Here is a 21,924-nt window from a genome sequence, read left to right on the forward strand (position 1 = left end):
GCCATTCCCGTCGATTCGCTGCTGCAACGGAGGCAGCGCCTGGATCACTTGCCGAAGAAGAGCCCGGAGCGGGCCCGTCAGGTGGCCCTTGTAGCTGAACTGTACGGCGTTTCCTCCAGTACGGTCTATCGCGCCCTGGTCCTTCTGCACAGGCCTAGGCAGCCCACCGCTCCGACCAGGGCAAGCCCCGCGTCCTGCCCCAGGCGGAACTGGAGCGCTACTGCGAACTGATTGCGGCGTTGAAGCTGCGCACCACCAACAAGCAGGGGCGGCATCTATCTACACACCGCGCCATTGAGCTGCTGGAAGAGTACGGTGTAGAAACTGACCGGGGCCTCATTGTTGCCCCAAGAGGCGTACTCCACAGACCCACCGTCAACCGATATCTATCACATTGGCGATTAAGGCCTGCTCAACTGTCCCGGGAGCCAGGCGCAACTCGGTTCCAGGCTGAGCACAGCAACGATTGTTGGCAGTTCGACATGTCGCCGTCGGACCTCAAGCATATTGAGCATCCGCGGTGGATCGATCCCGCCAAGGGCGAACCCACCCTGATGCTGTTCAGCGTGGTGGATGACCGCAGCGGTGTGGCCTACCAGGAATACCACTGCGTTTATGGTGAGGATGCGGAGACGGCACTTCGTTTTCTGTTCAACTCGATGGCGCCGAAAGCGGACCCGAGTTTTCCCTTTCAGGGCCGGCCCAAGCTGATCTATCTGGACAACGGTCCGGTGGCCAAGCGTCGCGTTTTCCAGAGCGTCATGCGGGCGCTGGGCATCGAGTGGCAGACACACATCCCTGCCAGCAAGGATGGAACGCGCACCACGGCCCGCTCGAAAGGCAAGGTCGAACGTCCTTTCCGCACAGTGAAGGAAGCCCACGAGACCCTGTACCACTTCCACAAGCCGGAAACCGAAGCCCAGGCCAACGAGTGGCTGTTGCGCTACCTAGTGCGCACCTACAACCAGCAGACACATCGTGCCGAACCCCTTTCACGGATCGAGGACTGGATCACCCATGTGCCAACAGAGGGGATCCGTGAAATGTGCTCATGGGATCAGTTCTGCCGCTTTGCTCGGGAGCCCGAGCGGCGCAAAGTCGGGCCTGATGCCCGAATCACCACCGACGGTACCGCGTACGAGCTTGAGCCAGAGATGGCCGGCGACTACGTCGTGCTGCTCTGGGGGCTGTTCGACGATGAGCTGCATGCCGAGTTCGATGGCGAGCGGTTCGGTCCTCACTACCCGGTGTCCGGCCCCATTCCGCAGCACCGCTACCGGGCTTTCAAGCGCAGCAAGGCAGACGAGCGCTCGGCTCGTATCCGATCTCTCGCGGACCAGTTGGGGCTGCCAATCGCGGCGCTTTCCGGGGAAGATGTACGACTAGAGCCCGGTTCTGCTGACTCGACGCTCCCCATCCAGCCCTTCGTTTTCGAGCCCCAGGAATCCCGCATTGCGGCCAAGCTGGCTATCGCCGAGGAACTGGCAATGCCGCTGGCCAAGCTTTCAATGGATGACCGCGCCTTCATCGACCAGGTGCTGAGCGAGACCCTGGCTACGGACTGAGCCCCCCTTGAATCAGGCGGGCTATTTCGAAACCACCCATCATCAGCAGTTGATGAGAGACATCCGCGGCGCCATCTTCGAAGGCCGGCTGATCGCCCTGTGTGGTGTGATCGGCAGCGGCAAGACGGTGATGCTGCGTCGTTTGTAGCACCTGCTGGAAGAGGAAAAGAAAGTCACGGAGTCCAGATCGATGGCCATCGAGAAGCACAACATCAAGCTGGCCACCTTCATCGCCGCGCTCTTCTATGACCTTTCCACCCAGAAACAGGTACGCATTCCCACCCAGATCGAAAAACGGGATCGCGAACTGTACGAACTGGTAAAGAAGAGCAAGCGCCCCGTGGCCCTGCTCGTTGATGAAACCCATGATCTCAATGGTCATACCTTGACCGGCCTGAAGCGACTGCTCGAACTGGCCGAAGACGACAGCGGCCGGCGACGCTTGTCCATTGTCCTGGCTGGCCATCCCAAGCTGTGTAACGATCTGCGCCGCCCCACGATGGAAGAAATTGGTTACCGCACCGACATTTTCGAGTTGCAGGAAAAGATGCAAAGTGCCGGATTACCGGTATGAGCGTCAGTCGCAAAGAGCCTGAGCCCGCGGTAACGGATTGCAAGCCCGGCGCACGGATTGCAAGCTCGCTCGCAATTAATGTGAGCCCGCCTCCACCGTCAGTCGCAGATAATCTGAGCCCAAAATCGCGCTGATTGCGAGCCCGCCGGTTTTCGACTGCAAGCCGCTACAGCTATGTGATCGCGCGCAGCTCCAGCGACGGTTATGCCGTGATGTTTTCCTGGGGTGAGCTGTACAGCAGCGAGACCCTGCTGGCCTACCAGAAGAGCGGCCTCGCCCTGGCCCCTGGCGAAGGCCCGCTGGCTACGCCCTGAGTCGCCTCAGCCGCCGCTCATGTTCATGAAGCGCAGCACCTGCACCTCGCCGGCGGCGCTGAATTCATGGCGCGCCGGCTTGCGCTGGAGCGCCTCGCCGATCGCTTCCAGCAACGGTCCGTCGTGCAGTGGGTGGCGGCGCAGCAGCGCGCGCAGGTCGAGCGAATGCTCGTGGCCGAGGCACAGCAGCAGGCGGCCCTCGACGGTCAGGCGCAGGCGGTTGCAGGTGGCGCAGAAGTTGTGCGAGTGCGGCGAGATGAAGCCGATGCGTGTCTGCGGATGCTCGACCAGGCGCACGTAGCGCGCCGGCCCGCCGCTCTGCTCGGCGCTGTCGAGCAAGGCGTGGCGCTGGGCGATCAGCGCGCGTACTTCGTCGCTGGAGCAGAAGCTCTCGCCACGTTCGCGGCCGACCTGGCCAAGCGGCATCTCCTCGATGAAGCTGATATCCAGGCCGCGGGCGATGGCGAAGTCCACCAGCGCCGGCACCTCATCGGCGTTGCGCCCCTTCATCACCACCGCGTTCAGCTTGATCCGGCGGAAACCGGCGGCCTGGGCGGCGTCGATGCCGGCCAGCACCTTGTCCAGCTCGCCGTTGCGGGTGATCGCCCGGAAGCGCAGCGGATCGAGGGTGTCGAGGCTGATGTTGAGACGCGACAGGCCGGCGTCGTACAACGGCCGGGCGTAGCGCACCAGTTGCGAGCCGTTGCTGGTCATGCACAGTTCGCGCAACCCCGGCAGTGCCGCCAGGCGCTCGCACAGGCCGACGATGCCGGGCCTCACCAGCGGCTCGCCGCCGGTCAGGCGCAGCTTGCGCACACCGCCGGCGACGAACAGCCGGGCGACCCGCTCGATCTCCTCCAGGGTCAGCACCTGCTGGCGCGGCAGGAAGCGCATGTCCTCGGCCATGCAGTAGACACAGCGGAAGTCGCAACGGTCGGTGACCGACAGGCGCAGGTAGTCGATCTGTCGGCCTTGGCCATCGATCCAGTCGGTCATGTCCTGGGTACTCCGTTTGATCTTCGGGAGGGAGAGGGAAACATCGGCGCCGAAGGCTATTGCACCAGCGCCCCATCCGCACCCTCGAAGGCGAAGCCCTCGATACAGGCGTCTCCCGCCAGCACGCCGATGTACTGTCCCACCGCTCGCTGCAACACCTGCGCTTGCAGGTGCGCGGCGATCTGTGCGCGGGCCGCGTCGAAGTCGAGCGGCTCGCCGCCTTCGCGCGCCAGCAGTTCCACCACATGCAGGCCATAGCGGCTTTCCAGCGGATGCTCGAGCAGCCCGGGCGCGCGGCGCAGCAGGCGCTTCTCGAATTCGGGGACGGTCTGCCCCGGCTCGATCCAGCCGAGGTCGCCACCCGACTCCTTCGACGGGCAGGCGGAAAAACGCCGGGCCAGGTCGACGAAGCGCTCGGGATGCCCGCGCAATTCGTCGAGCAGCTCCGCGGCCTGCTTGCGCGCCGTCTCGCGGCCCTCCAGGTCGTCCGGCGCGCAGGCCAGCAGCACATGGCGCAATTGCAGGCGCCAGGGGCCGAGCAGGCGTCCCGGATTGGCCGCGTACCAGGTCCGGCAGGCGTCTTCGTCGGCTTCCGGGACCTGCACCTCTTCCTCCAGCAATTGGCGGATGCGCGCTTCCTCCGGCGTCTCGCCGTCTTCGCAGCGGGCCTCGATGCCCAGCGCGTCGGCCCGTTGCAGGAGCAACTGGCGGACGATCAGCGCACGGCAGGCGGCCTCCAGCGCCAGCGCGTAGCTGTCCGCCGGGTGGTATTGCAGCTCGCGGGCCAGCAGGTCTTCACCGATGGCCACGCCGTTGACCTTCAGTTGCGGCAGTTCGACCTTCTCGACGCGTTCTTCGTAGTGGGAGCAACTCATGATCGATCACCTCGGTTCGGCGGGCCGGCGCCGGATGCGCCGGCCGCCCAGGGTTCAGGCAGGACGTTTCTGACGCACGATCTGGTAGCGCCGGCCCAGGTACCACACCGGCGCGCTGACGATGTGCACCAGGCGGGTGAAGGGGAACAGCACGAACAGGGTAAGGCCCAGGCCGACGTGCAGCTTGTAGACCAGGCCCACCGGCGCGATGGCCTCGGCCGCCGCCAGCGGACGCAGGGTGACGATGGCCTGGGCCCAGTCGGCGAGCATCACCATCACCGAGCCATCCATGTGATGGGTCGAGGCGACGATGGTGGAGAGGCCGAGGATCAGCTGGGCGTAGAGCACCAGCAGGATCATCAGGTCGGAGGCGTTGCCGGTGGCGCGCACCCGTGCGTCGGTCAGGCGGCGCAGGATCAGTCCGCTCAGGCCGATGAAGCAGAGCACGCCGAAGAAGCCGCCGGAGACCATCGCCAGCAGTTGCTTGTTCTCGGTGCTGATCAGGTGGTGGTAGACCGAGGCCGGGGTCAGCAGGCCGACGAAGTGGCCGGCGAGGATGAACAGCACGCCGACGTGGAACAGGTTGCTGTATACCCGCATGCCCTTCTTGCTGAGCATCTGGCTGGAACCGGCCTTCCAGGTGTACTGCGAGAGGTCGAAGCGCGCCCAGCTGCCGACCAGGCAGATCAGCAGCGCGACATAGGGATAGATCCCGAAGAACAGAAGATTGGTCGACATGCTCAGACTCCTTCGCGGGCCGCGCGGTACTGCATCTGCGGTACCGGCTGGGCGACCCATTGCAATGGTTGTTCGGTGGACGCCGTTGGACGGCGGCCGCTGCTCGACGGGCAACCGCCGGCGGGGTCGGTGAAGCTCACCGGGGTTTCCTCCCAGGCCCGGTCGATGGCCTCCAGGCTGTCGTCGCGCTGTTCCTGGGCCTGGTCGCGACGCAACGCGCCGAGGTCCGGGCGCTCGCCGCCGAGTTCCAGCAACGCCTCGAAAATCGCCGCATAGGCGCTGCCGCGTTCCTCCAGGCGCAGCGCCAGCAGGCCGAGGATGTGCGCCACTTCGGCGAGCCCTTCGCTGGCCGCCGCGAACGGCAGCAGCGACAGGTATTCGAGGTACAGCGGCAGGTAGTCCGGCAGCTCCGGTACGTCGATTTGCAGGCCGGCCCCGGTATAGCGGTCGAGCAGGTCGACCATCGCCTGGCCACGGTCGCGGCTCTCGCCGTGGACGTGCTCGAAGAGCAGCAGCGAGACCGAGCGGCCGCGCTCGAAGAGACCGTCGTAGCGCGCCTGGACGTCCAGCAGGTCGCCCTGGCAGAGCTCGTTGAGCAGCGCCGCGAGGCCGTCGCGCAGCGCTTCCGGCAGTTCGCAGGTGCGGATCAGCGCATGCAGGCCGAGGCTCTCCTCGCGCAGCTCGGCGCGTGGATAGTCGAGTAGCAGGGCGAGCAGGCGGAACAGTTGGCTGTGATCGTTCATGGCGCTCACTCCTGGATCTGCACGACCTGGATCACGTCGCGGCGGTTGGTCGGCTTGCCGCCGAACAGGTTGACGGCGGAGTTGCTGCCGCCGGAACAGCCGTTGCCGAAGCTGAAGCCGCAGCCGGAACGCTCGGCGAAGGCATCGGAAAGCGCTTCCTCGCGGTGCGCGCTGGGGATCACGAAGCGATCCTCGTAGTTGGCGATGGCCAGGTAGCGGTACATCTCCTCCACCTGCTCCACGCTCAACCCGACCTTGGCCAGCACCTCCAGGTCCTGGCGGCCTTCGACGTGCTCGGCGCGCTTGTAGGCGCGCATCGCCAGCAGGCGCTTGAGCGCCAGCAGCACCGGCGCGGTGTCGCCGGCGGTGAGCAGGTTGGCCAGGTACTGCACGGGGATGCGCAGCGACTCGACGTCCGGGATCACCCCGTCGCTGCCGATGTGCCCCTCGGCGGCGGCGTTCTGGATCGGCGACAGCGGCGGCACGTACCAGACCATCGGCAGCGTGCGGTATTCCGGGTGCAGCGGCAGGGCCAGCTTCCAGTCCATCGCCAGCTTGTACACCGGCGACTTCTGCGCCGCCTCGATGACGCTGTCGGCCACCCCGTCCTTGCGCGCCTGGGCGATCACCGCCGGGTCGAACGGATCGAGGAAGATCTCCAGTTGCTTCTCGTACAGCTCGCGCTCGTTCTCGCAACTGGCCACTTCGTGGATACGGTCGGCGTCGTAGAGCAGCACGCCGAGGTAGCGGATGCGCCCGACGCAGGTCTCCGAGCAGACGGTGGGCTGGCCGGCCTCGATGCGCGGGTAGCAGAAGATGCACTTCTCGGACTTGCCGCTCTTCCAGTTGAAGTAGATCTTCTTGTACGGGCAGCCGGAGATGCACATCCGCCAGCCGCGGCACTTGTCCTGGTCGATCAGGACGATGCCGTCCTCCTCGCGCTTGTAGATCGCCCCGCTCGGGCAGGACGCCACGCACGCCGGGTTCAGGCAGTGCTCGCAGAGGCGCGGCAGGTACATCATGAAGGTGTTCTCGTACTCACCGTAGATGTCCGCCTGGACCTGGTCGAAGTTCTTGTCCTTGCGCCGCTTGGCGAACTCGGTGCCGAGGATCTCCTCCCAGTTCGGGCCCCACTCGATCTTCTCCATGCGCTGCCCGGAGACCAGCGAGCGCGGGCGCGCCACCGGCTGGTGCTCGGCCTTGGGCGCGGTATGCAGGTGCTGGTAGTCGAAGTCGAACGGTTCGTAGTAGTCGTCGATCTCGGGCAGGTCCGGGTTGGCGAAGATGTTCGCCAGCACGCGGAACTTGCCGCCGATGCGCGGGCGGATCGAACCGTCTGCCGCGCGCACCCAGCCGCCCTTCCACTTCTCCTGGTTTTCCCATTCCTTCGGGTAGCCGATCCCGGGCTTGGTCTCGACGTTGTTGAACCAGGCGTACTCCATGCCTTCGCGGCTGGTCCAGACGTTCTTGCAGGTGATCGAGCAGGTGTGGCAACCGATGCATTTGTCGAGGTTCAGCACCATGCCGACTTGCGAACGAATTTTCATGGCGTCTCTCCTCAAATGTCCTGGGGCAGCGGTTGCGGCAGGGCGTCGCCGCCGAGTCCGCCGTGGCGGGGTTCGTCCAGCCAGTCGACCTTGCTCATCTTGCGCACCACGACGAACTCGTCGCGGTTGCAGCCGACCGTGCCGTAGTAGTTGAAGCCCCAGGCCTGCTGGGCGTAGCCGCCGATCATGTGGGTCGGCTTGAGCACCACGCGGGTCACCGAGTTGTGGTGGCCGCCACGGGTGCCGGTGGTCTCGCTGCCGGGTACGTTCACGATGCGTTCCTGGGCGTGGTACATCATCACCATGCCGTCCTTGACCCGCTGGCTGACCACCGCGCGGCAGGTCGCCGCGCCGTTGGCGTTGAACACCTCGACCCAGTCGTTATCGACGATCCCGGCCTTGGCCGCGTCGTGCTCGCTGAGCCAGATGATCGGACCGCCGCGCGACAGGGTGAGCATCAGCAGGTTGTCGCTGTAGGTGGAGTGGATGCCCCATTTCTGGTGCGGGGTGATCCAGTTCAGGGTGATCTCCGGGTTGCCGTTGGGCTTCCTGTTCAACAGCTTCTCGGTGGTCCGGGTGTTGACCGGCGGCCGGTAGCTGACGAAGCCTTCGCCGAACGCCTGCATCCACGGGTGGTCCTGGTAGAACTGCTGGCGACCGGTGATGGTGCGCCACGGGATCAGCTCGTGGACGTTGGTGTAGCCGGCGTTGTAGCTGACGTGCTCGTCCTCGAGGCCGGACCAGGTCGGGCTGGAGATGATCTTGCGCGGCTGCACCTGGATGTCGCGGAAGCGGATCTTCTCGTCCTCCTTGGGCAGCGCCAGGTGGGCGTGCTCGCGGCCGGTGATCTTCGACAGCGCCTCCCAGGCCTTGACCGCGACCTGGCCGTTGGTTTCCGGAGCCAGGGCGAGGACCACCTCGGCGGCGTCGATGGCGCTGTCGATACGCGGCCGGCCCTGGCTGACGCCGCTCTCGACGACGCGATGGTTGAGGTCGCCGACCAGCTTCACTTCCTTCTCGGTGTTCCAGCCGATGCCCTTGCCGCCGTTGCCCAGCTTGTCCAGCAGCGGACCGAGCGAGGTGAACTTGCGGTAGACGTTCGGGTAGTCGCGCTCGACCAGGTGCAGCGTCGGCAGGTTGCGTCCCGGCATCGGCTCGCACTCGCCCTTCTTCCAGTCATGGCCGTCGCCGCCGAACGGCTGCGCCAGCTCGGTGGGGGTGTCATGCAGCAGCGGCACCGTGACCAGGTCCTGCTCCACGCCGAGGTGGCCTTCGGCGACGGCGGAGAACTTCTTGGCGATGGCCTTGTAGATCTCCCAGTCGCTCTTGGCTTCCCAGGCCGGATCGGTGGCCGCCGACAGCGGATGGATGAAGGGGTGCATGTCGGAGGTGTTGAGGTCGTCCTTCTCGTACCAGGTAGCGGTCGGCAGGACGATGTCCGAGTACATGCAGGTGGAGGACATGCGGAAGTCCAGGGTGGTGACCAGGTCGAGCTTGCCCTCGGCACCGTCGTCGACCCAGTCGACCTCGGTGGGACGCGGACCGCCGGCCTTGCCGAGGTCATCGTTCATCACCCCGTTCTTCGCCCCGAGCAGGTACTTGAGCATGTACTCGTGCCCCTTGCCGGAGGAGCCCAGCAGGTTGGAGCGCCAGATGAACATGTTGCGCGGGAAGTTCTGCGGATCGTCCGGCGATTCGCTGGCGAAGCGCAGGCCGCCGCTCTTCAGTTCGCGCACCACATAGTCGGCGACCGGCAGGCCGGCGGCCTCGGCCTCGGCGGCGATGCGCAGCGGATTGCGGTTCAGTTGCGGCGCCGACGGCAGCCAGCCGAGGCGTTCGGCCTGGATGTTGTAGTCCAGGGCGTGTTCGGCGAAGCGGCTGGCGTCGGCCAGCGGCGACAGCACCTCGTGCATCGACAGCTTCTCGTGGCGCCATTGCGAGCTGTGCAGGTAGAAGAAGCTGGTGCCGTTCATCTGCCGCGGCGGCCGGCTCCAGTCCAGGCCGAAGGCCAGCGGCGCCCAGCCGGTCTGCGGGCGCAGCTTCTCCTGGCCGACATAGTGCGCCCAGCCGCCGCCGCTCTGGCCGATGCAGCCGCACATCATCAGCATGTTGATGACCGCGCGGTAGTTCATGTCCATGTGGTACCAGTGGTTCATCGCCGCGCCGATGATCACCATCGCCTTGCCGCGGGTCTTGTCGGCGCTGTCGGCGAACTCGCGGGCGACCTGCGTCGCGCGCGCCGCCGGGACGCCGGTGATGCGCTCCTGCCAGGCCGGGGTATAGGGCGTGTCGGCGTCCTCGTAGGAGGTCGCCACGTTGTCGCCGCCCAGGCCGCGATCGATGCTGTAGTTGGCCATCTGCAGGTCATAGACGGTGGCCACCCGCAGGCGCTTGCCGTCCGCCGCGACGATCTCGCGGAACGGCACCCGGCGCAGCAGTACCTCGTCGTTGGCGACGCCCTTGAAGTGCGGGTGCTCCTGCCCGGCGAAGTACGGGAAGGCCACCTCGCAGGCATGTTCCGGGCCATCGAGCAGCGACAGTTGCAGGCGCGTCTGGTCACCGCTCCTGCCGTCCAGCTCGGCGATGTTCCACTTGCCAGACTCGCCCCAGCGGTAGCCGATGGCGCCGGTGGGCGAGACCAGCCCGCCGCTGCGCTCGTCGTAGGCGATGGTCTTCCACTCGGGGTTGTTGTCCTGGCCGAGGTTGTCCGCCAGGTCGGCGGCGCGCAGGTAGCGGGTCGGCTTGAACGCGCCGCCGGCGTGTTCTTCCAGCAACACCAGCATCGGCATGTCGGTGTACTGGCGGCAGTAGTCGACGAAATAGGCGCTCGGCCGGTCGAGGTGGAACTCCTTCAGGATCACGTGACCGAAGGCCATGCCCAGCGCGGCGTCGGTGCCCTGCTTGGGGTTGAGCCAGAGGTCGGTGAGCTTGGCCACCTCGGAATAGTCCGGGGTGATGGAGACGGTCTTGGTGCCCTTGTAGCGCACCTCGGTGAAGAAGTGCGCGTCCGGGGTCCGCGTCTGCGGCACGTTGGAGCCCCAGGCGATGATGTAGCTGGAGTTGTACCAGTCGGCCGACTCCGGCACGTCGGTCTGCTCGCCCCAGATCTGCGGGCTGGCCGGCGGCAGGTCGCAGTACCAGTCGTAGAAGCTCAGGCAGACCCCGCCGATCAGCGACAGGTAGCGGGCGCCGGCGGCGTAGCTGACCATCGACATGGCCGGGATCGGCGAGAAGCCGATCACCCGGTCCGGACCGTAGGTCTTGGCGGTGTAGACGTTGGCCGCGGCGATGATCTCGGTGACCTCGTCCCAGCTGGAACGGACGAAGCCGCCCAGGCCGCGCTGGCTCTTGTAGCTCTTCGCCTTGGCGGCGTCCTCGACGATGCTGGCCCAGGCGTTCACCGGGTCGCCGTGCTGCGCCCGCGCCTCGCGCCAGAGCTTGAGCAACGGCTTGCGCACCTTCGGGTACTTCAGGCGGTTGGCGCTGTAGATGTACCAGGAATAGCTGGCCCCGCGCGGGCAGCCGCGCGGCTCGTGGTTGGGCAGGTCCGGACGGGTGCGCGGGTAGTCGGTCTGCTGGGTTTCCCAGGTGATCAGGCCGTTCTTCACGTAGATCTTCCAGGAGCAGGAGCCGGTGCAGTTCACCCCGTGGGTGGAGCGCACGATCTTGTCGTGCTGCCAGCGCTGCCGGTAGGCACCTTCCCAGGCGCGGCTCTCGTTGCTGGTCTCGCCGTGGCCATCGGCGAATTCGCCCTGCTTCTTCTTGAAGAACTGCAGGCGGTCGAGCAGGTGACTCATCTTGATCTCCTCACCCGGTCTGTGCCGGGCGTTACAACGCTAATCAGGGGTTGCCGCGGGCTGCTGCCGACGGACTCAACAGGGACTCTCCGCACCCTTGCGCGCGTACCACCACCAGGTGGCGACGATGCAGCTCAGGTAGTAGGCGATGAACACGTAGAGGGCGCCCTCGGCGCTGCCGGTCATGTGCAGCGAGGTGCCGAACGCCTTCGGGATGAAGAACCCGCCGAAGGCGCCGATGGCGGCGGAGAAGCCGATCACCGCGGCCGACTCCATGCTCGCGTTGCGCGCCGCGCCGGCTTCGTCGGCCTGGCCGTCGCGCACCCGCCGGGCCCACTCGTTGCGGAAGATCACCGGGATCATGCGGAAGGTGGAGCCGTTGCCGATGCCGGCGAAGAAGAACAGCAGGATGAAGGCGCCAAGGAAGCCGAAGAAGTTGCCCTGGCCGCCGTCGCCCGGCAGGAAGGCGATCACCGCGAACACCCCGCCGATCATCAGCGCGTAGTTCCACAGGGTGATCCGCGCGCCGCCGAACTTGTCCGCCAGCCAGCCGCCCAGGGGCCGGCTGAGGGCGCCCACCAGCGGACCGAGGAAGGCGTATTGCAGCGGGTTGACGTCGGGGAACTGGGTCTTGCTGAGCATCGCGAAGCCGGCCGAGAAGCCGATGAACGAGCCGAAGGTGGCCACGTACAGCCAGCACATCAGCCAGTTGTGCTTGCGCTTGAAGATCACCGCCTGGTCGCGGAACGAGGCCTTGGCGTCGGCGATGTCGTTCATCCCGAACCAGGCCGCGACCGATACCACGGCGATGAACGGCACCCAGATCCAGCCGGCGTTCTGCAGCCACAGGCGACCGCCGTCGCCGAGCTGCTGCGGCTCGCCGCCGAAGGCGCCGAACAGGCCGCCGGCCACCGCCAGCGGCACGGCGAACTGCATCACCGAGACGCCGAGGTTGCCGAGCCCGGCATTCAGGCCGAGGGCGGTGCCCTGCTGGCTCTTCGGATAGAAGAAGCTGATATTGGACATGCTCGAGGCGAAGTTGCCGCCGCCGAAGCCGCAGAGCAGCGCGATCAGGGCGAACACCCAGTACGGGGTGTTCGGGTCCTGCACGGCGAAGCCCAGCCAGATGCACGGGATCAGCATCGAGGCGGTGCTCAGGGCGGTCCAGCGACGACCGCCGAAGATCGGCACCATGAACGAATAGAACACCCGCAGGGTGGCGCCGGAGATCGACGGCAGCGCCGCGAGCAGGAACAGCTGGTCGTTGCTGAAGGCGAAGCCGGCGCTGTTCAGGCGCACAGTCACCGTGCTCCAGATCATCCACACGGCGAAGGCGAGCAGCAGCGCGGGGATCGAGATCCACAGGTTGCGGCTGGCGATGCGCTTGCCGTTGCGCGCCCAGAACTCGGGGTCCTCGGGGCGCCAGTCGAGCAGCAGCGGTCCCCGTGCGGCTTTCAGTTGGGTATTGGCGATCATGCCCATGACGGCATTCCTCAGGAGTGGGTGGGAAGGGTGGGAGGAAGGTCGACGTCGGCCGAGGCGGCCTGGCCGTCGATGCGGCGTTGCTGCTTGATCGCGTAGTGCATCCAGACCATGCAGACCACGGTCAGGCCGAACAGCAACATGAAGCAGGAGGAGCGCACGCCGATGTGGTCGGCGGCGTAGCCGAACAGGATCGGCAGGCAGAAGCCGCCGAGGCCGCCGATCACCCCGACCATGCCGCCGACGGTGCCCATGTTGCTCGGGTAGTAGTCGTGGATGATCCGGTACACGCTGGCCTTGCCGAAGCCCTGGGCAATGCCGACGACGAACACCAGGAAGGTGAACAGCCAGACGTTCAGGCCGATGCCCAGGCTGAGGTCGCCCTGGATGCCGTGGATGGTCATGGTGGTCTGCGGGTAGGAGAGGAAGAACAGGCACACCAGGCAGACCCAGAACACGCCCCAGTTCACCGAGCGCGCGCCGTAGTGGTCGCTGAACCAGCCACCGAGGGCGCGGATCAGGCCGGACGGCAGGGTGAACAGCATGGTGATGAAGGACGCGGTCTTCAGGTCCAGGCCGTATTCGGCGATGTAGTACTTCGGCAGCCACAGGGCCAGGGCGACGAAGCCGCCGAAGACGAAGAAGTAGTACAGGCCGAAGCGCCAGACGCGCAGCTCGGCGAGCGGCGCCAGTTGCTTGGCCAGGGTCGGCCGCTGGCTGGCCTCGGCGGCGCCCTTGAGGTGCGCCGGATCGGTCCAGGTGAACAGCCAGAACAGCACGGCGGTGACCAGCATGGCCACCGAGTAGACCTGCGGCACCATGCGCCAGCCGAAGGCGACCACGATCATCGGCGCCACCAGGTTGGTGATCGCCGCGCCGGCATTGCCAGCACCGAAGATGCCCATCGCGGTGCCCTGGCGCTCCTTCTCGAACCAGGCCGAGGTGTAGGCGATGCCGACCGCGAAGGAGCCGCCGGCCAGGCCGACGAACAGGCCGAGCACCAGGTAGTGCCAGTACTGGCTGGCGAAGGCCAGGCCGTAGATCGGGATGGCCACCAGCAGCATGTGGATGAAGAACACGATGCGGCCGCCGAAGCGGTCGGTGATCAGGCCCAGCGGCAGGCGCACCAGGGAGCCGGTGAGGATCGGCAGGGCGACCATCAGGCCGAACTGGGATTCGCTCAGGCCGAGCTCGTCCTTGATGCGGATGCCGATGATCGAAAACATCGTCCACACGGCGAAATTCACCGCGAAGGACAAGGTACTCATGCCGAGGACGGAGTACTGTTTCTGACGTAGGGAAGCCATGGCTAAACTCTCTGCACGGACAGCGTTCAGCGAGAGCCTAGGGAAGGTGTTCCTATGCAAATTTGATAGGAATCAATGAAATACCGGCCGTTCCGTGCCTAGATGCGCGCCCCTACCTCGAAAGAGGTACGGCTGAAATTATTGCGCAACTCACTGTTTTAAAAGGCTTTTCTCATGAACAAGGCGACCGCGCCGGACGCTGACCAGCGGGACAGATTCTTTGGAGGTAGTGACAGGGCCGGAAAGCCGATCCTGCGCCGCTCCCTGGTAGTCCGCTTCGGCTGCTACCTCACCCTGCTGGTATCGCTGGCGCTGATCGGGATGTTCAGCGCCCTGCTCTTCGCCGACTACACGCACCAGGACGCCGCGGTGATCAACCACGCCGGCTCGTTGCGCATGCTCACCTACCGGGTCGCCCTGGAGCCCAGCCTGGAAGGCCGCCAGGCGCTGCTCGGGACCCTCGGCGAACGCCTCGACAGCGGCGACATCCGCCGCCTGCTGCAACGCCAGGACGCCGACGACCCGATCCGCCAGTTGCACCAGGAGCTGCGCGAGGGCCTCGCGCGCCTGGACCCGCGCGCGCTGCCCGGACGCGCCGTGCTGGACGCCTACGTCGGCGACATCGACCGTTTCGTCGGCATCCTCCAGGCCAAGGCCGAGCGCCGCTCGCAACTGCTCAGCACGGTGCAGGGCCTGTGCCTGTTCCTCAGCCTGCTGGTGGTGTTCGTCACCCTCTACGACCTCAGCTATCACGTCATCGGCCCGCTGCGCGAACTCACCAGCACCGCCCGCCGCCTGGGCCGCGGCGAGCTGGACGCGCGGGTCACCTACAGCGGCGAGGACGAACTGGCGCAACTGGGCGAGCGCTTCAACCAGATGGCCGGCGAGCTGAAGAGCATCTACGGCGACCTGGAAGAGCGCGTGGAGGACAAGACCCGCGCCCTCTCGCAGAGCCACCAGCGCCTCGAACTGCTCTACGCCAGCGCCCGCCGGCTGGGCGAGAACCCCTACGACAGCCGCACCCTGCAACCGCTGCTGAACCAGTTGGAGAAAGTGCTCGACGCCGGCCGCGTGACCCTCTGCCTGAACAAGGACGGGGTCGAGCGCGCCTACAGTTCGCTGACCACCACCGAGCGCCCGGCGGACTTCTGCCTGCAGGGCGACTGCGGTAGCTGCCGCGAGCAGGCCAGCGCCTGCGACCAACCCTCGTCCCTGGCCCAGCCATTGCTGATGCAGCCCTTGTCCATCGCCGGCCACCGTTTCGGCGAACTGTTCATCGAAAGCCGCAGCGGCCGCCTGGAGAACTGGCAGCAGCAACTGATCGAGACCTTCTGCGACAACATCGCCCGCACCTTCGCCCTGTCCCTGCAACAGGAACAGGAAAGCCGCCTGGCCCTGTTCGCCGAGCGCGGCACCATCGCCCGCGAACTGCACGACTCGCTGGCACAGTCGCTGTCCTACCTGAAGATCCAGGTCAGCCGCCTGGGCACCCTGCTCAAGCGCGAGGCGCCGGCGGAGAAGATCGAGGACACCCTCGACGAACTGCGCGAAGGCCTCAACGGCGCCTACCGGCAACTGCGCGAACTGCTCACCACCTTCCGCCTCAGCCTCGACGAGCCGAGCCTGGAAGCCGCGCTGGGGAACGCCGTGGCCGAGTTCGGCGAGCGCGGCGAGGTGACGATTGAACTGGACAACCGCCTGCAACACGTGCCGCTGAGCCCCAACGAGGAAATCCACGTCCTGCAGATCGTCCGCGAGGCGCTCTCCAACGTGGTTCGCCATTCGCAGGCGCAACGGGCCTGGGTGCGCCTGAGCAGCCAGGCCGACGGCCAGGTGAGCATCGCCGTCGAGGACGATGGCGTCGGCTTTGATCCGCAGCAGAACCGCAGCGGCCATTATGGGCTTACCATCATGCAGGAGCGCGGCCAGACCCTCGGCAGCCAGTTGCGCTTCGAAGCGCGCGCGCCCCACGGCACGCGAGTGCTCTTCAGCTTCGTGCCGACCGCCCTGCAACCCTCCGCCGCCAAGGAGCCGACCCCATGACGGACATGCCAGCCACCGCCGACGAACCGGTTCGCCTGCTGCTGGTGGACGACCATCCGATGATGCGCAAGGGCGTCGCCCAGTTGCTCGAACTGGAAGACGACCTCAGCGTGGTCGGCGAGGCCGGCAGCGGCGAGGAAGCCCTGCGCCTGGCCGCCGAGCTGGACCCGGACATGATCCTGCTGGACCTGAACATGAAGGGCATGAACGGCCTGGACACCCTGCGCGCGTTGCGCGAGGCCGGAGTCGACGCGCGCATCGTGGTGTTCACCGTGTCCGACGACAAGGGCGACGTGGTCAACGTCCTGCGCGCCGGCGCCGACGGCTACCTGCTCAAGGACATGGAGCCGGAGCGCCTGCTCGAGCACATCCGCCAGGCCGCCACCGGACAGATGACCCTCAGCCCGCAGTTGACCCAGATCCTCGCCCAGGCCCTGCGGGGCGACGACCGCTCGAAGAGCCTCGACGAGCTGACCGAGCGCGAACGGCAGATCCTCCGCCAGATCGCCCACGGCTACAGCAACAAGATGATCGCGCGAAAGCTGGACATCACCGAAGGCACGGTGAAGGTCCATGTCAAGCGGGTGCTGCACAAGCTCGGCATGCGTTCGCGGGTCGAGGCCGCGGTGTGGGCGGTGGAGAACGACCTGGTGTGAGCCGCGCGCGGGCTTGATTCCGGTCAAGAAATCCACCGCGGCGCTGCGTCGATACTGGCGGCTTCCTTCCACGAGGCGCCCGTCATGATGTTCGAACGCAGCCCCGACGATCCCCTTCCCCTGGTCTACGCCTGCTCCGGCTGCTCCAACGTGGCGCAACTGGCCAACGATCTCGCGCTGCGCCTGGATCGCGCCCGGCTGGCGGAGATGTCCTGCATCGCCGGAGTCGGCGGCGACGTCCCGCTGCTGGTCCGCCGGGCCCGCTCCGGGCGACCGATCCTGGCCCTCGACGGTTGCCCGCTGCATTGCGTGAAAGGCTGCCTGGCGCGCCACGAGGTAGTCCCGACCCTGCACCTGACCCTCAGCGAACACGGCCTGAAGAAGCGCTACGGCGAGGACTGCGAGGCGCAGGACGCCGAGCGCCTGTTCGTCGAGCTGGAGCGTCTGCTGACGCCGGGCGGCAAGCGCCGCTGCGAATGACGGCGAGGCCGGGGGCGGCGGCTATCCCCAGCCTGCCGAAACCCGCATCCCCGACTTTCGGCCTCCCTTGCGCATATCGCGGCGCCTCCGCCGCGTAAGCGTGCCCGTACCGCCTGCGATACGCAGCAGTGCGCTAGGATGTCCCCTCGGCTTCGAAGAAAGGACATTTCAATGCTGATCGGTGCGCTGCTGGTCCTCACCTGGGTCATCCTCCTCGTCCGATACCCGGCCAAGGCCCTGCCGGTCTCCCTGGCGGCTCTCGCCGGGCTGGGCCTGGTGGCGGCCTGGGTGATCTGGCAGGACAACGACGAAAGCCGCCACCTGCAACGCCAGGAACTGCGCCTGAGCTATGCGCCGGAACGCTGTCCGGTGGACCGGCCGCTGGCGGTCGAACTGAAGAACGGCAGCGACCGTCCGTTGCTGGAGCTACGCTGGAGGATCGCCGCCTACCGCCCCGGCGACAGCGTCAACCTGGCCGACACCAGCTTCGACAGCCCGCGCTACCGGGCGCCGAACGCCCTGCTCGGCGGCGACAGCTGGCACGATTGCCTGCCGCTGCCGCCGCTGCGTCCGGGCTATCGCGCCAGCACCCTGGAATTCCGCGCCGAACGCCTGGACGGGCGTTTCGGCAACTGACCGAGGGAGGACCCGATGGAAACCCGCCGTCTGTTCGACCAGGGCTCCGCTGCCTACGCCAGCGCCCGCCCGCGTTATCCCGATGCGCTCTACCGCCATCTCGCCGGGCTCTGCGGCCAGCGCCGGCGCGCCTGGGACTGCGCCACCGGTACCGGCCAGGCCGCGCTCGGCCTGGCGCAGTACTTCGGCGAAGTCCTCGCCAGCGACACCAGCACGCAGCAGATCGAACACGCCGTTGTCCATCCGGGTATCCGCTACAGCGTGCAGGACGCCGAAGCCACCGACTATCCCGACGCCGCCTTCGACCTGGTCTGCGTAGCCCAGGCCTGGCACTGGTTCGACCACTCGCGCTTCAACCGCGAGCTGCTGCGCGTGCTGCGTCCCGGCGGCGTGTTCGCCGCCTGGGGCTACGGCTGGTTCAGCATCGACGCGCAGATCGATGCCGCCATCGACGAGGAATACCTGCGCCCGATCGGCCCGTACTGGGCGCAACAGAACCGCCTGCTGTGGAACGCCTACCGGGATGTCGAGCTGCCGCTGGGCGAACTCCCCGCGCCGGCCTTCGTCATCGAGCAACAATGGAGCCTGGCCCGGTTGTTCGACTACATGGCCACCTGGTCGGCCAGCCGCCTGTGCCGCGAGGCGCAGGGCAACGCTTTCGTGCGCCAGGCCCTGCAACGGGTCGCCGCGCTCTGGGGCGAGCCGACCTCGACACGCAGGGTTCGCATGCCGCTGGCGCTGCGGATCGCGCGCAAGGACGCCTGACCGAGCCTTCGAGCGGTTTTCCGCGGCCGGCGAATCCAGTACGGTAGGCCGCCCTCCTTCCAACTCCCAGCCAAGGAACGCTGCCCATGAGCCAACCCGTCGCCTTCGTCACCGGCTGCTCCAGCGGCATCGGCCGCGCCCTCGCCGACGCCTTCCAGCGCGCCGGCTACCGGGTCTGGGCCAGCGCGCGCAAGGAGGACGACGTGCGTGCCCTGGCCGAGGCCGGCTTCCAGGCGGTGCAACTGGACGTCAACGACGCCGCCGCGCTGGCCCGTCTGGCCGAGGAACTGGGAGTCGAAGCCGCCGGCCTCGACGTGCTGGTCAACAACGCCGGCTACGGCGCCATGGGTCCGCTGCTGGACGGCGGCGTCGAAGCCATGCGCCGGCAGTTCGAGACCAACGTGTTCGCCGTGGTCGGCGTGACCCGCGCGCTGTTCCCGCTACTGAGGCGCAAGTCCGGCCTGGTGGTGAACGTCGGCAGCGTCTCCGGCGTGCTGGTCACGCCCTTCGCCGGCGCCTACTGCGCCTCCAAGGCCGCGGTGCATGCGCTGAGCGATGCCCTGCGCCTGGAGCTGGCTCCGTTCGGCGTCGAGGTGCTGGAAGTGCAGCCGGGCGCCATCGCCTCGAACTTCGGCGCCAGCGCCAGCCGCGAGATGGACAGCGTGGTCGACGAACGCTCGCCCTGGTGGCCGTTGCGCCGGCAGATCCAGGCGCGCGCCGCGGCATCCCAGGACAATCCCACGTCCGCCGAAGACTTCGCCCGCCAGTTGCTAGCCGCCGTGCAGCGCCGTCCGCGCCCGCCGCTGGTGCGCATCGGCAATGGCAGCCGGGCCCTGCCGGCGCTGGCCCGCTGGCTACCGCGCGGCCTGCTGGAGCGGCTGCTGAAGAAGCGCTTCGGCCTCGACACGCGCCTCTGAAACCGCCAGGAGATACCGCCATGGGCGACCGCCTTGCCGTACCCATCCGCTACTACGCCCTGGCCGGGATCGCCGCGGCGATCCTGCTCAACGTGCTGCTGCGCGGGGTGGTCCGCTTCGGCGGCCTGCCGGCCAGCCTGCTGATCGCCGCGCTGGTCGCCGGCGGCCTGGCCTGGTGGTTCGCCCGCGCGCAGCGGCGCTGGCCGACCTGGGGCGAGCGCTTGCGCCTGGTCGCCCTGTATGGCGGAGTGCTCGGGGTCCTTTACCTGCTGCTGGTCGGCCTCGCCTCGCTGAAAGGCGATCCCAGCCCGGCGGCACTGCTCATCGTGGTGCTGCACTACCTGTGCTATCCGGCGCTGTTGCTGGTGTTCTTCTCCGGCAGGGTCTATGGATTCTTCCTGCGCTGACAGGTGAGGCTGCCTCAACGAATTCTTCACATTCTCTTCAGCTCGGCTTGACCCGCCCTCGCCTAGTGTTGGCCACCCACCGCACGAGGCCGACATGCACCGTTCACCGCTCGCCTGGCTCCGCCTGCTCCTCGCCGCCGTGCTCGGCGCCTTCCTGCTCGGCGGCCCGCTGCATGCCGCCGAGACTGCCGCCACGCGTTCGCCAGCCTGGGCGCAAGCGGTCGACCCGTCGATCAACCTCTACCGCATGAGCCCCACCCTCTATCGCAGCGCGCTGCCCAACGCACAGAGCGTCGCGCTGCTGCAACGCCTGCAGGTGAAGACGGTGGTCAGCTTCATCAAGGACGACGACCGCGCCTGGCTGGGCCAGGCTCCGGTGCGGGTGCTCAGCCTGCCGACCCACGCCGACCGGGTCGACGACGCCGAGGTGCTCAGCGTCCTCCGCCAGTTGCAGGCCGCCGAGCGCGAAGGCCCGGTACTGATGCACTGCAAGCACGGCAACAACCGCACCGGACTGTTCGCCGCCATGTACCGCATCGTCGTGCAGGGCTGGGACAAGCAGGCCGCGCTGGAGGAAATGCAGCACGGCGGTTTCGGCGACGAGGACGACATGCGCGACGCCAGCGCCTATGTGCGCGGCGCCGACGTCGACGGCCTGCGCCTGGCGATGGCCAACGGCGAATGCAGCCCGTCGCGCTTCGCCGTCTGCCATGTGCGCGAGTGGATGGCCCAGGCGCTCGACCGGCCGTAAACACGCGCAGGGCCGAAAGGCTTGGTCCCGTCACGCAAGTTTGGCACCCTTGGGACTCGCCGCCGCACGCGGCGGCCCACTTCGACAGCCGCGACGAGACTCCCATGAGCGATGCCCCGACCTCCCCGCGCTTCAGCGCCGCCACCAGCACCCGCCTGCTCGACCATGCGCAACTGGAGGCGCTCTACGCCGACTATGACGGCTTCCTTCTCGATCTCTGGGGCGTAGTGATGGACGGCGCCGAGGCGTTCCCCGGCGCCCTTGCCTGGCTCGCCCGGCGGCACGCCGAAGGCCGCCCGGTCTGGTTCCTCAGCAACTCGTCCAGCAGCGTGGCGGAAATGAGCGCCGGGCTCGAGCGCCTGGGCATCCGGCGCGACTGGTTCGCCGGCATCACCACGTCCGGCCAGTTGACCATCGACGCCCTGCTGCAAACCGCCGAATACCGGCGTGGCGGTATCTACCTGGCCGGCGTCGGCCTGGCCCAGCAGAGCTGGCCGGCGGAAATCCGCGAGCGCTTCGTCGAGGACATCGCCCAGGCGGCGCTGATCGTCGGCGTCGGCAGCTTTCCCCAGGATGAACTGGAACAGCGCTTCGCGCCCCTGCGCGGCGCCACCGACCTACCGTTCCTCTGCGCCAACCCGGACCGCGTGGTGGTTTCCGGCGGCCGCACGGTATACGGCGCGGGCATGCTCGCCGAGCTGTTCAGCGAGGAAGGCGGCCAGGTCAGCTGGTACGGCAAGCCCGACCCGGCGGCCTTCCGCATCGCCCAGCGGCAACTGGAAGCGCGCGGCGCGCGGCACATCCTGTTCGTCGGCGACTCGCTGGTGACCGACGTCCCCGGCGCCCTCGCCGCGCGCATCGATACGCTCTGGCTGGGCGCCACCGGCATCCACCGCGAAGCCCTGGGCGCCGAGTTCAACGGAGCACTCGACGAGGAGCGGGTCAGGTCGCTGCTGCACGGCTATCCGATCCGACCGCACTTTGCCGCGCCAGGGCTGGTCTGACCCTCAAAGGTCGGAAAAAGGATGCACGCATGCACTGGCTGGACTACCTGCAATGGCCCGCCATGCTGGTCACAGTGGTGGCCGCCTGGCTGGTGGCGTCGGCGCATCGGCGAAGACGCAAGGTCGGCTTCTGGGTGTTCCTCGCCAGCAACCTGCTGTGGATCGCCTGGGGCCTGTACGCCCAGGCCTATGCGCTGATCCTGCTGCAGGTCTGCCTGGCGGCGATGAACCTGCGCGGCACCCATCGCAACGAAGCGCCACAGGACAGCGCCTGATGGCCGCCAACGAAAACGCCCGCCATGACGGCGGGCGCTCGCTTTGCGAAGG

At 67.2% G+C, this 21,924-nt stretch carries 18 protein-coding genes and 2 pseudogenes; 12 read left to right on the plus strand and 8 right to left on the minus strand.

Annotated elements, in window-relative coordinates; all coding sequences use genetic code 11:
• The first annotated feature begins 3 nt into the window (after window positions 1-3).
• Both HMPREF1224_RS44260 and HMPREF1224_RS46200 read left to right on the plus strand, forming a co-directional pair.
• Window positions 4-1,565 (plus strand): annotated as a pseudogene (locus HMPREF1224_RS44260) (IS481 family transposase).
• 7 nt (window positions 1,566-1,572) lie between these two features.
• Window positions 1,573-2,103: pseudogene (locus HMPREF1224_RS46200) on the plus strand (AAA family ATPase); the annotation flags it as partial.
• 356 nt (window positions 2,104-2,459) lie between these two features.
• Here HMPREF1224_RS46200 and moaA read toward each other — a convergent pair.
• The 8 genes from moaA to HMPREF1224_RS22040 all read right to left on the minus strand — a co-directional run bounded on the left by moaA (window position 2,460) and on the right by HMPREF1224_RS22040 (window position 13,938).
• Complete coding sequence (moaA, locus tag HMPREF1224_RS22005; protein WP_003092949.1) at window positions 2,460-3,449, minus strand: GTP 3',8-cyclase MoaA; 990 nt, start codon at window positions 3,447-3,449, stop codon at window positions 2,460-2,462.
• Between the two features lie 56 nt (window positions 3,450-3,505).
• Entirely contained in the window at window positions 3,506-4,324 is an 819-nt protein-coding gene (locus HMPREF1224_RS22010) for a peptidylprolyl isomerase (protein ID WP_010793396.1), read from the minus strand.
• Window positions 4,325-4,378: 54 nt separating this feature from the next.
• Window positions 4,379-5,062, minus strand: coding sequence for a respiratory nitrate reductase subunit gamma (narI, locus tag HMPREF1224_RS22015; RefSeq protein WP_003092953.1), 684 nt, complete (start codon window positions 5,060-5,062; stop codon window positions 4,379-4,381).
• 2 nt (window positions 5,063-5,064) lie between these two features.
• Window positions 5,065-5,805 (minus strand): nitrate reductase molybdenum cofactor assembly chaperone, encoded by a 741-nt coding sequence (narJ, locus tag HMPREF1224_RS22020; RefSeq protein WP_003092956.1) that lies wholly within the window; start codon window positions 5,803-5,805, stop codon window positions 5,065-5,067.
• Between the two features lie 5 nt (window positions 5,806-5,810).
• Complete coding sequence (narH, locus tag HMPREF1224_RS22025) at window positions 5,811-7,352, minus strand: nitrate reductase subunit beta (RefSeq protein ID WP_003092958.1); 1,542 nt, start codon at window positions 7,350-7,352, stop codon at window positions 5,811-5,813.
• A gap of 11 nt (window positions 7,353-7,363) precedes the next feature.
• Window positions 7,364-11,149, minus strand: coding sequence for a nitrate reductase subunit alpha (locus HMPREF1224_RS22030; protein ID WP_003092960.1), 3,786 nt, complete (start codon window positions 11,147-11,149; stop codon window positions 7,364-7,366).
• A 75-nt stretch (window positions 11,150-11,224) separates the two neighbouring features.
• Window positions 11,225-12,631 (minus strand): nitrate/nitrite transporter NarK2, encoded by a 1,407-nt coding sequence (gene narK2, locus HMPREF1224_RS22035; protein WP_003119260.1) that lies wholly within the window; start codon window positions 12,629-12,631, stop codon window positions 11,225-11,227.
• 11 nt (window positions 12,632-12,642) lie between these two features.
• Window positions 12,643-13,938: a nitrate/nitrite transporter gene (locus HMPREF1224_RS22040; protein ID WP_003105298.1), complete on the minus strand. Its 1,296-nt coding sequence runs from the start codon at window positions 13,936-13,938 to the stop codon at window positions 12,643-12,645.
• 174 nt (window positions 13,939-14,112) lie between these two features.
• Here HMPREF1224_RS22040 and narX point away from each other — a divergent pair, with 174 nt between their 5' ends.
• From narX to HMPREF1224_RS22090, 10 genes are all read left to right on the plus strand, one after another.
• On the plus strand, window positions 14,113-15,981 hold the full coding sequence (gene narX, locus HMPREF1224_RS22045; RefSeq protein ID WP_003105296.1) for a two-component system sensor histidine kinase NarX: 1,869 nt from the start codon (window positions 14,113-14,115) through the stop codon (window positions 15,979-15,981).
• A complete protein-coding gene (gene narL / locus HMPREF1224_RS22050) occupies window positions 15,978-16,637 on the plus strand; it encodes a two-component system response regulator NarL (RefSeq protein ID WP_003092968.1) in 660 nt (219 codons plus the stop codon). The genes narX and narL overlap by 4 nt, the downstream gene beginning before the upstream one ends.
• Window positions 16,638-16,721: 84 nt before the next feature.
• Window positions 16,722-17,117: an anaerobic/virulence modulator AnvM gene (anvM, locus tag HMPREF1224_RS22055; RefSeq protein WP_003092971.1), complete on the plus strand. Its 396-nt coding sequence runs from the start codon at window positions 16,722-16,724 to the stop codon at window positions 17,115-17,117.
• Between the two features lie 171 nt (window positions 17,118-17,288).
• A complete protein-coding gene (locus HMPREF1224_RS22060) occupies window positions 17,289-17,753 on the plus strand; it encodes a hypothetical protein (protein ID WP_003092973.1) in 465 nt (154 codons plus the stop codon).
• A 15-nt stretch (window positions 17,754-17,768) separates the two neighbouring features.
• Window positions 17,769-18,518 (plus strand): class I SAM-dependent methyltransferase, encoded by a 750-nt coding sequence (locus tag HMPREF1224_RS22065; protein ID WP_003105293.1) that lies wholly within the window; start codon window positions 17,769-17,771, stop codon window positions 18,516-18,518.
• 86 nt (window positions 18,519-18,604) lie between these two features.
• On the plus strand, window positions 18,605-19,435 hold the full coding sequence (locus tag HMPREF1224_RS22070) for an SDR family oxidoreductase (protein ID WP_003113772.1): 831 nt from the start codon (window positions 18,605-18,607) through the stop codon (window positions 19,433-19,435).
• Between the two features lie 20 nt (window positions 19,436-19,455).
• Window positions 19,456-19,842 carry a hypothetical protein gene (locus HMPREF1224_RS22075; protein ID WP_003113771.1) on the plus strand — a complete coding sequence of 129 codons (387 nt, stop codon included), beginning with the start codon at window positions 19,456-19,458 and terminating at the stop codon, window positions 19,840-19,842.
• A 94-nt stretch (window positions 19,843-19,936) separates the two neighbouring features.
• Window positions 19,937-20,593, plus strand: coding sequence for a tyrosine phosphatase TpbA (gene tpbA / locus HMPREF1224_RS22080; RefSeq protein WP_003105672.1), 657 nt, complete (start codon window positions 19,937-19,939; stop codon window positions 20,591-20,593).
• 104 nt (window positions 20,594-20,697) lie between these two features.
• On the plus strand, window positions 20,698-21,597 hold the full coding sequence (locus HMPREF1224_RS22085) for a TIGR01459 family HAD-type hydrolase (protein ID WP_010793397.1): 900 nt from the start codon (window positions 20,698-20,700) through the stop codon (window positions 21,595-21,597).
• Between the two features lie 29 nt (window positions 21,598-21,626).
• Window positions 21,627-21,872 carry a YgjV family protein gene (locus HMPREF1224_RS22090; RefSeq protein WP_003092978.1) on the plus strand — a complete coding sequence of 82 codons (246 nt, stop codon included), beginning with the start codon at window positions 21,627-21,629 and terminating at the stop codon, window positions 21,870-21,872.
• Window positions 21,873-21,924: the final 52 nt, after the last annotated feature.

The organism is Pseudomonas sp. P179, assembly GCF_000478485.2.
Classification (GTDB): domain Bacteria; phylum Pseudomonadota; class Gammaproteobacteria; order Pseudomonadales; family Pseudomonadaceae; genus Pseudomonas; species Pseudomonas aeruginosa.